This window comes from Polaribacter uvawellassae (genome assembly GCF_039748955.1).
Classification (GTDB): Bacteria; Bacteroidota; Bacteroidia; order Flavobacteriales; family Flavobacteriaceae; genus Polaribacter; species Polaribacter uvawellassae.
Genome location: NZ_JBDIZN010000003.1, coordinates 549,012 through 564,123, shown reverse-complemented (window position 1 = coordinate 564,123; position 15,112 = coordinate 549,012). Strand labels below are relative to the sequence as shown.

General features: G+C 30.0%; 10 protein-coding genes. 7 read left to right on the top strand and 3 right to left on the bottom strand.

The genetic code is table 11. The features are described from left to right. Window positions 1-164 precede the first annotated feature (164 nt). The 7 genes from porU (at window position 165) to ABDX67_RS09740 (ending at window position 10,155) form a co-directional block, all read left to right on the top strand. Window positions 165-3,557 carry a type IX secretion system sortase PorU gene (gene porU / locus ABDX67_RS09770; RefSeq protein ID WP_347174830.1) on the top strand — a complete coding sequence of 1,131 codons (3,393 nt, stop codon included), beginning with the start codon at window positions 165-167 and terminating at the stop codon, window positions 3,555-3,557. A 35-nt stretch (window positions 3,558-3,592) separates the two neighbouring features. Then, window positions 3,593-4,705: a type IX secretion system outer membrane channel protein PorV gene (gene porV, locus ABDX67_RS09765; RefSeq protein WP_347174829.1), complete on the top strand. Its 1,113-nt coding sequence runs from the start codon at window positions 3,593-3,595 to the stop codon at window positions 4,703-4,705. 33 nt (window positions 4,706-4,738) lie between these two features. Beyond that, complete coding sequence (cdd, locus tag ABDX67_RS09760) at window positions 4,739-5,221, top strand: cytidine deaminase (protein WP_347174828.1); 483 nt, start codon at window positions 4,739-4,741, stop codon at window positions 5,219-5,221. Further along, complete coding sequence (locus ABDX67_RS09755) at window positions 5,221-5,601, top strand: group III truncated hemoglobin (RefSeq protein ID WP_347174827.1); 381 nt, start codon at window positions 5,221-5,223, stop codon at window positions 5,599-5,601. Before cdd ends, ABDX67_RS09755 begins: the two co-directional genes overlap by 1 nt. 147 nt (window positions 5,602-5,748) lie before the next feature. Next, a complete protein-coding gene (locus ABDX67_RS09750; protein WP_347174826.1) occupies window positions 5,749-6,813 on the top strand; it encodes a 3-oxoacyl-ACP synthase III family protein in 1,065 nt (354 codons plus the stop codon). Window positions 6,814-6,893: 80 nt separating this feature from the next. Next, window positions 6,894-8,429, top strand: coding sequence for a glutamine-hydrolyzing GMP synthase (gene guaA, locus ABDX67_RS09745; protein ID WP_347174825.1), 1,536 nt, complete (start codon window positions 6,894-6,896; stop codon window positions 8,427-8,429). 85 nt (window positions 8,430-8,514) lie between these two features. After that, on the top strand, window positions 8,515-10,155 hold the full coding sequence (locus ABDX67_RS09740; RefSeq protein WP_347174824.1) for a LysM peptidoglycan-binding domain-containing protein: 1,641 nt from the start codon (window positions 8,515-8,517) through the stop codon (window positions 10,153-10,155). A 2-nt stretch (window positions 10,156-10,157) separates the two neighbouring features. On the opposite strand, the gene ABDX67_RS09735 is transcribed toward ABDX67_RS09740, so the two are convergent. The 3 genes from ABDX67_RS09735 to ABDX67_RS09725 form a co-directional block, all read right to left on the bottom strand. Next, a complete protein-coding gene (locus ABDX67_RS09735) occupies window positions 10,158-11,147 on the bottom strand; it encodes a DUF3179 domain-containing (seleno)protein (protein ID WP_347174823.1) in 990 nt (329 codons plus the stop codon). A 147-nt stretch (window positions 11,148-11,294) separates the two neighbouring features. After that, window positions 11,295-11,810: a DUF2892 domain-containing protein gene (locus tag ABDX67_RS09730; protein ID WP_347174822.1), complete on the bottom strand. Its 516-nt coding sequence runs from the start codon at window positions 11,808-11,810 to the stop codon at window positions 11,295-11,297. A gap of 102 nt (window positions 11,811-11,912) precedes the next feature. Then, window positions 11,913-15,032: a cytochrome c biogenesis protein CcsA gene (locus ABDX67_RS09725; protein ID WP_347174821.1), complete on the bottom strand. Its 3,120-nt coding sequence runs from the start codon at window positions 15,030-15,032 to the stop codon at window positions 11,913-11,915. Window positions 15,033-15,112 lie beyond the last annotated feature (80 nt).

Genomic DNA, 15,112 nt, shown 5'->3' with positions numbered 1-15,112 from the left:
GCCTTGCAATTTACAATAATAATGTTTTCTAACAAGAAAATTAACTTTTTTTACAGACTATCTTAATTATTCAATTTATAAACGATTGTTTTTTAGCTTTATTATAAGTATTCTTGCATTAGCTTAAAATATCGTAAACTTTACAGCGTTATTTTGATTAAGAAATGAGAAAAATACAATTCCTTTTTTTAGTACTTTTTGGTTTTAGCACCTTAAGTTTTACACAAACTACAAATTCTGTTTTGTCTAACGGTAATTGGTATAAGTTTTCTGTGGATACAACAGGTGTATTTAAGATTGATTTTTCTGTATTGCAAAAAATGGGTATTAACACTGCAAATCTAAACCCTAAAAATATTAGAATTTACGGAAACGGCGGTGCAATGTTGCCGCAAAAAAATAACGATTTTAGATATGCTGATTTACAAGAAAATGCAATTTATATTGAAGGTGAAGATGACGGGACTTTTGATTCGGGTGATTTTATACTCTTTTATGCAAAAGGACCACACGATTGGATTTTAAATCCGAATTTAGAAACAGCAAGTCATCGCCAAAATATTTTTTCTGATAAAGCATATTATTTTTTAACTATAGCAGAAACGAACGGAAAACGAATTTCAGAATTACCAACAAATACAAATCCTGCTACAAAAACAATTTCTGTCTTTGATGATTTTGTGTTTTATGAAAAAGAAACTAGAAGTTTATTTGCTATTGGAACCCAATGGTTCGGAGAAGATTTTAGTGTAGAAAATGTTCAGAACTTTAACTTAGATTTTAGTACAATTGACACGAATTACCCAATAAAAGTTAAAGTTGCAGGCGCAGCAATTTCTGCTTTGTCATCAACAATGAGTGTAGTAGTTAATACTCAGAATGCGTTTTCTATTAGTTACCCAAGTGTAACAAGCGGTTCATTAACGTTGGGTTATCCAAATTTTAATTCTTCAACAATTAATGTAAATTCTTCTACTATTGACGTTTCAATTACCTATAATAATAATGGAAATCCAGGTGCAAAAGCATACTTAGATTATATAGAAGTAATTGGAAAAAAACAATTAGTTGCTAACGAAAAACAGTTTTCGTTCAGAAGTTTTGAGGCTTTTAAAACAAACGGAATTGTAGAGTATCAAATACAAAATGCAACAAATATTTCTCAACTTTGGGATGTTACTGATTTTATCAACCCTAAGAAAATAACGAATTCATCTAACGGAAATAATTTTACATTTAAAGCAAATGGTGGAGTTTTAAACGAATATATCGCTATAAATCAATCCGATTATTTTATTCCAGAAGTAGGTGATAATCCGTTAGTAAAAAATCAAAATTTACGAGGGTTAAAAGATGTGAATTATATTGTTATAACAAATGATGAATTATCTGGACAAGCACAAAGATTGGCAGATTATCATCAAGATAACTCTGGATTATCAACAAAAGTAGTTCGACTTTCAGAAATTTATAATGAATTTGGTTCTGGTTCACCAGATATAACTGCTGTTAGAGATTTTCTTAAACGAGTTTACGATACAAACACAAATGCAGCGAGCAAATTAAAGTATGTATGTTTTTTTGGCGATGGTTCTTATGATTATAAAGATAGAATTATAGATAACAATAATATAGTTCCTGTTTTTGAATCGTCTCAGAGTTTTAATTTAGCAACTTCTTATGTAACAGACGATTACTTTGTAATGTTAGACCCAAATGAAGGATTAATGTTTACATCAGATACTATTGATGTTGCTTCTGGTAGAATTCCGGTTTCTACTGTTCAACAAGCAACTGAAGTTGTAGATAAAATTTTAAGCTATTACAATACAGCTTCTTTTGGTGATTGGAGAAATACAATTACGTTGGTCGCAGATGATATTGATGCAATAGGAGAAGAAACTTTACAAGCTGGAGTTGAAAGAATTGCAGATTCTATTAAAAAACATAAACCAATTTTTAATATCAATAAAATTTACGCGGATGCATATAAACAAGAAAATTCTTCTGGTGGCGAACGTTATCCGCAAGTAAATACTGCCCTAACAAATGCTATTGAAAAAGGAACTTTAATGTTAGATTATTTTGGTCATGGCGGTGAAGATGGTTTTGCAAGTGAACGAATTTTAGAAGTTCCGCAAATACAAAGTTTAAAAAATCCAAAAACATTACCTTTATTTATTACGGTAACTTGTGAGTTTTCTAGGTTCGATAATCCATTAAGAACAACTGCTGGTGAGTTAATTTTTTGGAACAAAAATGGTGGCGCAGTAAGTTTAATTACAACAACAAGAGAGGTTTTTATTTCTACCGGACAAAATTTTAACGAACGTTTGTTAAAAATCTTATTACAATTTAATGGTGAAGATGAATCTATTGCTGAATCTTTGATGGCAGCAAAAAATGGATTTTCTAGTTTTCAGAAATTCTTTATTTATTATTTAGGTGATCCAGCAATGAAATTGGCAATTCCGAAACCAAATGTTCAAATTACCAAAATGAATGGCATCAACATTACTCAATCTTTAGATACTTTAAAAGCATTGTCTAAAGTGAGTTTTGAAGGAGTTGTTACTGATGATGTAAATCAAGTTTTAACCAATTTTAACGGTACTTTATCTACAACAGTTTTTGACAAGCCAATACTTAAAACAACGTTGGATAATAATAATTTCGGAATTAAAATGGATTTTGATTCTAGAGAAAGTAAATTATTTAGAGGAAAATCTAGTGTTACAAACGGTACTTTTAAATTCGATTTTATTGTGCCAAAAGATATTAAAGTTGCTTACGGAAAAGGGAAATTAAGCTTTTATGCATCTGATGAAAAAGAAGATAAATCTGGAGCAAATTTTGATGTTGTTGTTGGTGGAATTAACCCTAATGCAACAAATGATACTGTTGGTCCTGAATTGTCAATTTTTATGAATGACGAATCTTTTATTGAAGGCGGAAACACAAATTCATCTCCTAATTTAATCGTGTCATTATCAGATGTAAGCGGAATAAATACGTCAATAACTTCGATAGATCATGATATTGTTGCAATTTTAGATGGTGATCAAGCAAACCCAATTATACTAAACGATTATTACGAAACCGAATTAAACGATTTTACAAAAGGAAAAGTGGTATATCAATTACGAGATTTATCGGTTGGAAACCACACACTAAAAATAAAAGCTTGGGACACATATAATAATTCTTCTGAAGCTACGTTAAATTTCATGGTTGTTAGCGATAGCGGATTAGTGTTAGATAATGTGTTAAATTATCCAAATCCGTTTGTTAATTTTACCGAGTTCTGGTTTAATCATAACAAACCAAACGAACCATTAGAGGTGCAAGTTCAAATTTTTACCATTTCGGGTAAAATTATCAAAACAATAAATAGAACAATTCAAACTACTGGAAATTTATCTAGAAGTATCAATTGGAATGGTTTAGACGATTTTGGTAACCGATTAGGGAAAGGAGTTTATATTTATAAATTAAAAGTAAAATCAACGATTAGTAATCAGTATTCAGAAAAATATGAAAAATTAGTCATACTTTAGTCTCAACTTGATTACAAAAAAAGCAAAAATTTAAAATGAAGAAAAGTTACTTATTATCAATAATTTTATGTGTTATGGTATTAAATACCATACAAAGTCAATCTAACTCTATTACAACAGCGGCACCGTTTTTATTAATTACACCAGATGCTAGAGCAGGAGGAATGGGAGATATTGGGGTTGCAACTTCTTCAGATGCATTTTCTTTATTCCACAATCCGTCTAAAATAGCATTTAATACAAATCAAATAAGTATTGGTGTAAATTATACGCCTTGGTTACGTAATTTGGTTGATGATATTTTTATTGGAGGAGTTTCTTACGTTAATAGATTTAGCGAAAATGCGGCTTGGGCTGTAGATTTTAAATACTTTTCTTTAGGTAAAATAGAATTGACAGATTCTAGTGGGAATTCAATTGGAGAAGAAAACCCTAACGAATTAGCAGTTTCTGGAACATACGCTTTAAAGTTAAGTGAAACTTTTTCTATGGGTGTTGGTTTGCGATACATTCATTCTAATTATAAATTAAGTGTTCAAAATCCAGATATTCAAGCAATCAATTCTTTTTCTGTAGATGTTTCTGGTTATTATAGATCTCTAGAAGAAAATTATGGAACATTTAATGGAAGATATCGTTTAGGATTTAATATTTCTAATATTGGGCCAAAAGTTTCTTATGTTCCAGGGAAAGAAGATTTTATTCCAACAAATTTAAGATTAGGTGGTGGTTTTGATTTTATCTTAGATGATTTTAATATTATCGGAATCAATTTAGAAACTACAAAATTATTAGTGCCAACTCCACAACCAGATAATTCTGATAAAGACAAAGGATTTATTTCTGGAATGTTCTCTTCTTTTGGTGATGCTCCGGGTGGATTTAGCGAAGAATTAAAAGAATTTACCTACGCTTTAGGTGCAGAATATTTGTACAATAATGCTTTTGCTTTAAGAGCAGGATATTATCATGAAAGTGAAGACAAAGGAAATAGACAATATTTTACGATGGGTGGCGGATTTAAAGCGAGATCTTTTTCATTAGATTTATCGTATTTAATGAACTCTTCAAATGTAAATCATCCTTTAGAAAACACATTACGTTTTTCTTTATCGTTTGATTTAGGCGAAATTTATGATGATTATTAGTACCTTCGTTTCTATACCAGTTAACGATTTTATATGAAAAAAATTGATGTAGTAGCTTCTGCAACCGTTTATGATGATGTTTCAGAATTGCCTTCAAATGTTCAAATGCTTATGAATAAAGCAATTGAAGCTCGAAAAAATGCATACGCTCCGTATTCTAAATTTAGTGTTGGCGCAGCATTGTTATTAGAAAACAATCAAATTATTTTAGGAAATAATCAAGAAAGTGCTGCATATCCGTCAGGAATGTGTGCAGAAAGAGTGGCAATTTGGAAAGCTGGCTCAGATTTCCCTGGAGTTAAAGTAAAACAATTGGTAATTACAGCAAGTTCTAGTATTTCTAAAGTGGATAGACCAGTTGGTCCTTGTGGTGCTTGTAGACAAACATTATCGGAATACGAAATCAACCAAAAAGAACCAATAGAAATTTATTTTATGGGAGAAGTAGGTAAAATTGTTAGAACAGATTCACTGTTGTCTTTATTACCTTTTTCATTTGATAGCACTTATTTATAATGAAAAAAGACATTTCTTCTAGAGAAGATATTCATTTTATTATTACAGAATTTTATAAAAAGTTGACTTCTGATTTAGAAATGCTTCCTTTTTTTGAAGAGATAGTTCAACAAAACCATTTAGATAAACACATCGATATTATTTCAGATTTTTGGCAAGATATTTTGTTTTATACAAGCACATATAAAAACAATGTACTACAAAAACATTTAGATTTTGATAAAAAAGTTCGTTTTGAAAAAAAACATTTTACGAAATGGTTAGAGTATTTAACAACTACAATTGACGATTCTTTTGAAGGTCAAGTTGCTCAAAACATGAAAGACAGAGCAAATTCTATTGCAATGGTAATGCAAGTAAAATTTAAATTGTACGATTAGTTTAAATTATTTCTTTTTAAATTTATATTTATTAAAAACCACAACTCAATTTTATAGAATTCATAAAAATTAATAAAAGAACACTCTATTTTTATATTAATTATGTAAAAAGTCTTACCTTGTTTAAGCTTTAAATAGGTACTAATAATGATGAATTCAAAAATTACAGGAACTGGTTGTTACGTTCCAACCGTTGTTCAAGGAAACGACACATTTTTAGAACACGAGTTTTTAAATGAAGATGGCTCTAAATTTGAAACGAGTAATGATGTAATTATAGAAAAATTTAAATCAATAACTGGAATTGAAGAAAGAAGATATGCGGCAAGTAAATATTCAACTTCAGATTTGGCTTTTTTTGCTGCTCAAAAAGCAATTGAAGATTCAGGTGTAAACCCAGAAGAATTAGATTATATTATTTTAGCGCATAACTTTGGCGATGTAAAAAATCCCGCAGGACAAAGCGATATTTTACCAAGTTTAGCAACAAGAGTAAAACATAGTTTAGGAATAGAAAATCCGAATTGTGTTGCTTATGATATCTTATTTGGTTGTCCTGGTTGGATTGAAGGTGTTATCCAAGCACATGCGTTTATAAAAGCGGGAATGGCGAAAAAAGCGTTGGTTATTGGTGCAGAAACTTTATCAAGAGTTGTTGATAAAAGCGATAGAGATTCAATGATTTTTAGTGATGGGGCAGGAGCTTGCATTATTGAAACTACTAAGGATAATAATATCGGAATTTTAAGTCACGCAACACAAACATTTTCAAAAGAAGAAGCATATTATTTATACTTTGGAAAATCAAATGCTGTAGATGCTACTGATGATGAAAAATACATAAAAATGGAAGGGCGTAAAATTTACGAGTTTGCATTAAACCACGTTCCAACTGCTATGAAATCTGCTTTAGATAAAAGTGGAGTTCACATAAATGATGTTAAAAAAGTGTTCATTCATCAAGCAAATGAAAAAATGGATGAAGCAATTATCAAACGATTTTATAGATTGTTTAAGCAGCAAGTTCCTGATGGAGTAATGCCTATGAACATTCATAAGTATGGTAATAGTTCTGTAGCAACCGTTCCAACTTTATTGGATTTAGTTTTAAAAGGACAGATAGAAAATCAAGAAGTTAAAAAAGGCGATGTTGTCATTTTTGCTTCTGTAGGTTCTGGAATGAATATTAATGCTATTGTGTATCAATTTTAAATACTAATTTTCATTTTTATATGAATAAAAAAAATGAAAATTCTTGTAAAAAAATCTAAATTCTTGTAGTATTTTTGCGCATGCAACAACACAACGTACTTATATTAGATTTCGGTTCGCAATACACGCAACTAATTGCGCGTAGAGTTAGAGAATTAAACATTTACTGTGAGATTCATCCGTACAACAATCCACCAAAAGACTTAACAAATTTTAAAGCAGTAATCCTTTCTGGAAGCCCATCTTCAGTTCGTTCTGAAGATCCACCACACCCAGATTTATCTGAAATTAGAGGAAAAAAACCACTGTTGGCTGTTTGCTATGGCGCACAATATTTAGCACATTTTTCTGGCGGATTGGTTGGTCAATCAAACACAAGAGAATACGGAAGAGCAAATTTATCATATGTAAAAGATGACGAAATTTTCTTTGAAAACATTTCTAAAGGAAGCCAAGTTTGGATGAGTCATTCTGATACAATTAAAGAATTACCAACAAATGGTTTGCGTTTAGCAAGTACAAATGATGTTGAAAATGCAGCGTATAAAATTGAAGGCGAACAAACATTTGCAATTCAGTTTCATCCAGAAGTGTATCATTCTACAGACGGAAAACAATTGTTAGAAAACTTTTTAGTAAAAATTGCTGGAGTTGCACAAACGTGGACACCAGATTCTTTTGTAGAAAGTACTGTTGAAAAAATTAGAGCAAAAGTTGGAACTGAAAAAGTTGTTTTAGGGCTTTCTGGCGGAGTAGATTCTACCGTTGCAGCTGTTTTATTACACAAAGCAATTGGAGAAAATTTACATTGTATTTTTGTAAATAATGGCTTGCTTCGTAAAAACGAATTCACTGATGTATTGAAACAATACGAAGGAATGGGCTTAAATGTAAAAGGTGTTGATGCTTCAGATCGTTTTATGGATGCTTTAAAAGGAATTTCTGAGCCAGAAGCAAAAAGAAAAGCAATTGGAAATGCATTTATCGAAGTTTTTGATGCAGAAGCAAATCAAATAGAAGATGCAAAATGGCTGGCACAAGGAACTATTTATCCTGATGTTATAGAATCGGTTTCTGTAAATGGTGGTCCGTCTGCAACGATAAAAAGTCACCATAATGTTGGTGGTTTACCAGATTTTATGAAGTTGAAAATTGTAGAGCCTTTGCGTATGATTTTTAAAGATGAGGTTCGTAGAGTTGGCGCATCAATGGGAATTGATAAAGAATTATTAGGAAGACATCCTTTTCCTGGTCCTGGTTTGGGAATCAGAATTTTAGGAGACATCACAAAAGAAAAAGTTAGAATTTTACAAGAAGTTGATGCAGTTTTTATCAATGGGTTAAAAACTAGCGGATTATATGATAAAGTTTGGCAAGCAGGAGCAATTTTATTGCCTGTAAATTCTGTCGGAGTTATGGGAGATGAAAGAACTTACGAAAAAGTTGTAGCTTTAAGAGCTGTTGAAAGTACAGATGGTATGACAGCAGATTGGGTTAATTTACCGTATGATTTTTTACAAAAAACATCTAACGATATTATTAATAAAGTAAAAGGAGTAAATAGAGTTGTGTATGATATAAGCTCTAAGCCACCAGCAACAATTGAGTGGGAATAATATACTAAGCTGGCATATTTTGTGTTATACTACAGAAGTTGCTAGCTATAGAAAAACGTTTTCTTAAAGCAGAAAAACAAATTACATGAAGCATTTTAAATTATTAGTTGTCTTTTTTATTTTCACTATTGCCGTTTCTTGCGGACAGCAAAAAAAGTACATCACCTATAAAGTAAAGAAAGGTGAAACAATGCGTACGATTGCAAAAAAACTAGATATTACTACTAAAGATTTATTAAACTTAAATCCAGATGTTGGAAGAAGACCAAAACCAGATACAGAAATTTTACTTCCAAGTAATAGCTCAGTTAAACTCTTAAATAAAAAAGATAAATCGAAAGATATTGTTGTAAAAGATACTGTTCAAATTGATACTGATAGTATAAAAAAACTTGATGATATTGAAGATTTAAATGAAGATTTTATAATTCATACAGTAAGAAAAGGCGATACTTTTTACAGTTTAACAAGATATTACAATGTGTTAAAATCAGATTTAATAGCATTGAATCCAGCTTTAACTGACGGATTAAAACTTGGTGCTGTATTAAAAATTAAAGAACGTATTGAAGGTGAAAAATTAGATGTAATTTATAAAGATTCAATAATAGATGATGCAACACTAAAAGTTGCACTGTTATTGCCTTTTAGAGCAAAAGTTTTTGATACCGTTACATCTCACGATATTTTTAAAAATAGAGCGTTACCAAATATTGTAACAGATTTTTATCTTGGAGCAGAATTAGCAATAGATTCGTTAAGAAATCAAGGAATTCAAATTGATTTTTCTGTTTTTGACACAGAAGATAGAAATACAAAAATTAACGATATTATTACAGATAATTCTTTAGAAGATAAAGATGTAATTATTGGTTCTATTTATTCTGATGAAACGATAAAATTAGCAAATAGTGTAAAAGCGCCATTGGTTTTTCCTGTTTTTTCAAATGCACAAACGTCTTTTACATCTTCTAGAATTGTAAAAACATCGCCAGACAAACACTTATATAAAGAGAAATTGTTGTCGTATGTTTCTAAGGAATATAAAAACGAAAATATTATTATTGTTGGTGATTCTACAACAACATCAATTACAGAGATAAACCAAATTGCAAATATTTTAAAGCAGCACGATTCTATTAATGAAGTGCATCAAATTATTCCACATTATGGATATATAGCACAAGAGCGTTTTTTAAAAATGATGAAACCAGATTCAACAAAAGTTGATAATTGGGTAATTATTGCAACAAATAATAATGTTATTGCTTCAAATGCAATTAATAGTTTAATTAGTTTTCCTGATCCGCCAGAGCCAGAAGAAGGCGAAGAGCCGCAAGAAAAAACTAATTATAAAGTTAAATTATTTGGTTTTAATAAGTACGATTATGTTGGTTATAACAAGCTTGCACAATTAGAATTTGTGTACGTAACAGATACGTATGTTGATGAAAGTTCTTTAGCAGCTAGGATTTTTAATAAGCAATATTTACAAAGAAATAAAGCTTTGCCTTCAGATTACGCCACTCGTGGTTTTGATGTTACCTATGATGTAATTATGCGATTAGCTTCTGGAAAAGACTTGTATGACACGTTTAAAGACGGAGTTTCTTACCGTGTAGAAAGCAAGTTTGATTTTAAGAAAAGGCTATTTGGTATTTCACAAAATAGAGGGTTGTTCTTATTAGAATTTCAACCAGATTTAAGTTTAAAGAGAATTGAGTAAACTTATTTTATTTCAATAGTAGTAAAGAAAACTTTCCAAGCCCACCAAGAAGCAACATACGATTTTGCTGATGCCAATTGTTGCCCTTTTTTTGGACCTTCAAAAGCATAACCAAATGCATTCCATTTTGTGCCTTCATTGTCAATTAAAGTTGGTGGAAAATTGTTGTTTTCTAATTTGAAAGTCAATTCGTTCGGAACAATAAATGTTGTAAAAAAATAATGTTTTTTGCTGCCAATTAAAAGTGTTTTCTCACTATTTAAAATCAATTCTTGCAATGTAATATCGTTACTAAAATCTTTAATTGCATACGAGTGAACAATTTTTTCTTTTGCACTTTCGTCAAAATTTTCTATAATAGAAAATACAGGATCTGCATTAGATATTTCTGCTGATGTTTTTAATTTTATTGAATTATTATTGTTTTTTGGTGTAGCTATTTCTCCTTTGTAATAATATACTTGTGCATTTGGGAAAAAATCTACCACAGTTTTCCAATTGGTTTGTATTAAGTTTAATGTTTTTAGTTTTAAAAAATCTGCATCTTTTGTTATTCCTTGCATTTGCATTTGCGACCAAAAAAACTTGTAATCTTTATCAGAAGGAACCATATTATCTTTGTATAAATATCCAGAAGCAACTAAGTCTAAAGTATCATTTTGTACAATTCTATTAAAATTAATGGCGCTTTTTGTTTGTGGACAATATGAAACTGCATAAAAATAATCGCCAATAGAATCATTTACAATTTCATATTTGTTTGTGTATACATAAGGATACACTTTGATTTTATTTTGATAACTAACAATGGCTACTTTATCATCATCTTTTAGATTAGAAAATTCATTTACAGCTTTGTAAATAGGATTTTTATGCAAAGGGAATAAACCAATTTCTCCTGTTGGATAGGGTTTTTCTACATTTATCCAAGGACTTTCTTCTGTAACAACTTTTATTTCTTCTAATGAGTTCTTAGTACATGCGCTTAGCACAATAAGAAATATAACGAGAGTGAAACTTTTTAGTTTGTAGAACATTAGCCAATCTGTCGATATAAATTTGTTGTACTTACAAAAGTATTGATAATAAAAAAGCTTCTGAATTTTCAGAAGCTTTTTTGGTGTATAATTTAGAAGAAACTAGATTTTTTTCATCTGTTGTTTCATCATTTTTATTTGATCGTTTAACATTCCTTGTTTGTCTAATTTCTTAGCTTCGTTCATTAACATGGTTGCTTCACGTTTTCTTCTTTTTGTCATTGCAATTCCTGCCAATTGTAATTTTGCCATTGCTAAATCATGTCCCATCGATAAACCTAATTTTACAGCTTTTTTCAAATATTTTTCTGCTTGTGTAATATTTGTTTGCGATAACATAATTCCGTGTAAAAAATTATAATAACCTTCTTGTTTTCTGGTTAACGCTGCACTTGGATTTTTAATATAATTCAGCCATTTTTGAGCTCCGGGAAAATTTTGTTTACGCAATTGTAAGAATGCCAATAAAATAAATTCATTTTTAAAATATAACAGGATAAAAATTCCTGCTAATAATAAAATCGAGATTCCGTTCATTATATGCCCTTGCGAAAATTCGTACACAGACCAAGCAGTAATTAATGCGGCAATAATTAATTTAAAATTTTTATGAAACATAAATTGTTATTTTAATTTTAAGAAAGCAAAAATACAGCTTTCATTTTATTTTTATCTATCACCTCTAATCAAATTTCAATAATGAAATTTAAAATTAAGAGCTTATTTTTTATAATATTTTCTATACTTAAACCAAGCAAAAGTTCCTATTATTGCTACAAATGCAATAGAGTAATAAACAGAAGTTGGTGTAATTACTTTGTCTCCACTTGCATACGAATGCAATCCAGATAAGTAGAAATTCACTCCAAAATACGTCATCATAATAGAAGCATACGTAATAATAGACCACAAGTTAAAAGTAAATCTACTTCTTAAACCAGGAATTAAACGCATGTGTAATACAAAAGCATATAACATAATACTAATTAACGCCCAAGTCTCTTTTGGATCCCAACCCCAATAACGTCCCCAACTTTCGTTAGCCCACATTCCGCCTAAAAAGTTTCCAATGGTTAACATTATTAAACCAACTGTAATAGACATTTCGTTAATTACGGTCAATTCTTTGATTGCTAAATCTAATTTCTTTTTGTTTTTTTCATTTGTAAAGATCATTAAGAACAATACAAAGATTCCTAAAATCATACTTAAAGAAAATGGTCCGTAACTAGCAACAATAATTGAAACGTGAATTAATAACCAATATGAGTTTAAAACAGGTTGTAAGTTTGCAATCTCTGGATCTAACCAGTTTTGATGTGCAAATGCTAAAATAACTGCAGTTAAAAATGTAGTTGCTGCAATTGTTAAAGCAGATCTTCTTCCGAAGGATAAACCAAACAACATGGTTGCCCAAGCAACATAAATAATGGATTCGTATGCATTACTCCAAGGAGCATTTCCGCTAATATACCAACGCGCACCTAATCCTAAAGTGTGGAAAACAAACAACCCAATAATGATTGCAATTAGTCCTTTTATTAGATAACTAAATACCTTTTTGTCAGAAAATATTTGAGCGATAACTACAATAATTAATAATGCGCCAGCAATACCAAAATAGTTAGCTAATCGGCTAAAAATACTAAATTTATTGTACGCTATTTCTAAATCAATTCTATCATCTGAAGGAATTACATTTGCGCCAAATTTCTTTTGAAAATTTTTAATTCCGGATAATATTTTATCAGCCTGCGTATAATCTTTAGATTCTTTTGCTTTTTGTAGCATTTGAATATAAACAGGTAAAACCTGACGAACAAAAACAGAATCGGTTCCTTTAAAACCAGCATGTAATGTTTCTGGTTGAGAAACCCATGTGTTATTTGGATCATTCGGAATTGGAAATATTTTAAAGATATTACCATATAAAGCCCCATAAACTAATCCAACTCTTTTATCAATGTTTATTAAGTCTTTTTCAAACTTGTTTTTTACATTTTTCTTTTGAGCGTCATCAATTCTTGTTCTTATTTTATAAACACCTTTTGTAGTTAAAAAGTCTTTTAAACTTGCATGTGTTGCATCTTTTGATATGCCTAAAATTTCTCTAACTTCAGTATTTCCCTTTTCTAAATACACCATCGGAACAACTTCCCAAAATCTTGGATTTTCTTTTATAGAAAGAAAAACTTGACTCGGTGTCATTCCTTTAAAAGTCTCTTGATGTGTTACTTTTCTTACCAATTCTGAGGCAAAAGTATGCGCTGGTTTCATTCGTCCACCAGCATCTTGTATTACCAACGTGTTAAATAAATCGGCATGTTTAGCATCTACAATATTTGCTGCTAAAATAGAATCTATTTGTTGTTCTGAAATTGCATGTTCTTGATGTTGTGCAGAAACAGATACAGAAACAAACAACAATCCAATAAGTGATAAAGCTGCTTTTTTCTTTCTAATTTTTTTCAATGTATTTTTTAAGTAATCAAAACGTGTCTTTTTTGCAAACAGAATACTAATCATACCAAAATACAACATCGAATAGCCGATGTAGGTAAAAAGTGTTCCCCAAAAATCATGATTTACAGATAAATGGGTTTCTTCTACTTCTTTAGAATTATCGTAGCTAGATTGAAATAATTTGTAGCCTTTATAATCTAAAATATGATTCATATAAATTCTGTAATCATACGTTTCTTCTTTTGTAATTACAGTTACTTCACTCGCATACGAAGCTGCACTTTCTGATCCAGGATATTTTTCTAATTGAAAATCTCTTAATTTCACATGAAAAGGTGTTTCCAGCGTTTTAGAACCATATAACATTCTAAAATTCAAGTTATCTACAGTAACTTCTTCTGAGTTTTGTGTATTAAATTTTCCACCTAATAATTGAACTCTTTCTGTTTTATTATTTGTAGTAATATCTACAACGATGATGTCATATTTTTGATCATTTTTTGGACCACTCATCATTTTTAAAATACCTTTTTCGGCAGGTTTTGGTATAACAAATTGTAAACCAGAAATATTGTGAAGTGATAAATATTTGAATGTAGCTAAAGAATCTTTGGTAATGTTTCCTTTTGCTTGATCTGCCATTCTAAGCCAAGTTCCTTCTTCTTTAGACAACATTTTTAATTCTCCATCTACGGTTGTAAAATTGATTGTTGAATTTTCTCCAGAATCAAACCCAACTAAAACATTATGAATATTTTGTGAAGTACCTTTTTTAATATAATGCTCGTGTCTTGTACCTTCGCTAGATTCTACAAAGAATAAATATTCATCTCCATTTTCATCTTCAATAAATTTTTTTTCTGCCCACGGAATGTATTCTACCAATTTAAAATCTACTTTTTGATCTATAAATTTTGTAGAAAAACCCCAGTTATTACTTCCCCAAGCTGATAATAAAATAGGTTCGTGAATGGTTGGTTTTTGTTGAGAGCTATCATCAATAACAACATTTAAATAGGTTGTTTCTGAAATAAATTTATTGGTAACTTCTCCTTCTTTAATAATCATTAAACCTTCATAACCAATATAACGCGTAATTCCTGCGCCAATTAATATGAATAAAAAAGATACGTGAAATAATAATACAGGCCATTTTTCTTTTTTATGTAAACGATATCTAAAAATATTACCGAAAAAGTTAATTACAAAGAAGATCATGATTGCTTCAAACCACCAAGTATTATAAACTAAAGCTTTTGATGTTTGCGTTCCGTAATCATTTTCTATAAAAGTGGCTACTCCCATTGCAGCTGCAAATAGGAAAAATAAAACAGCCATTAAACGAGTTGAGTAAAGTATATTTAAGAATTTTTTCATCTTTGAAAAGTATAAAATAAAAGTTCACAAATTTAAGGATAAAAGCTTGAATAACCGTTTGGTTTTAACTGTTTTTTAAA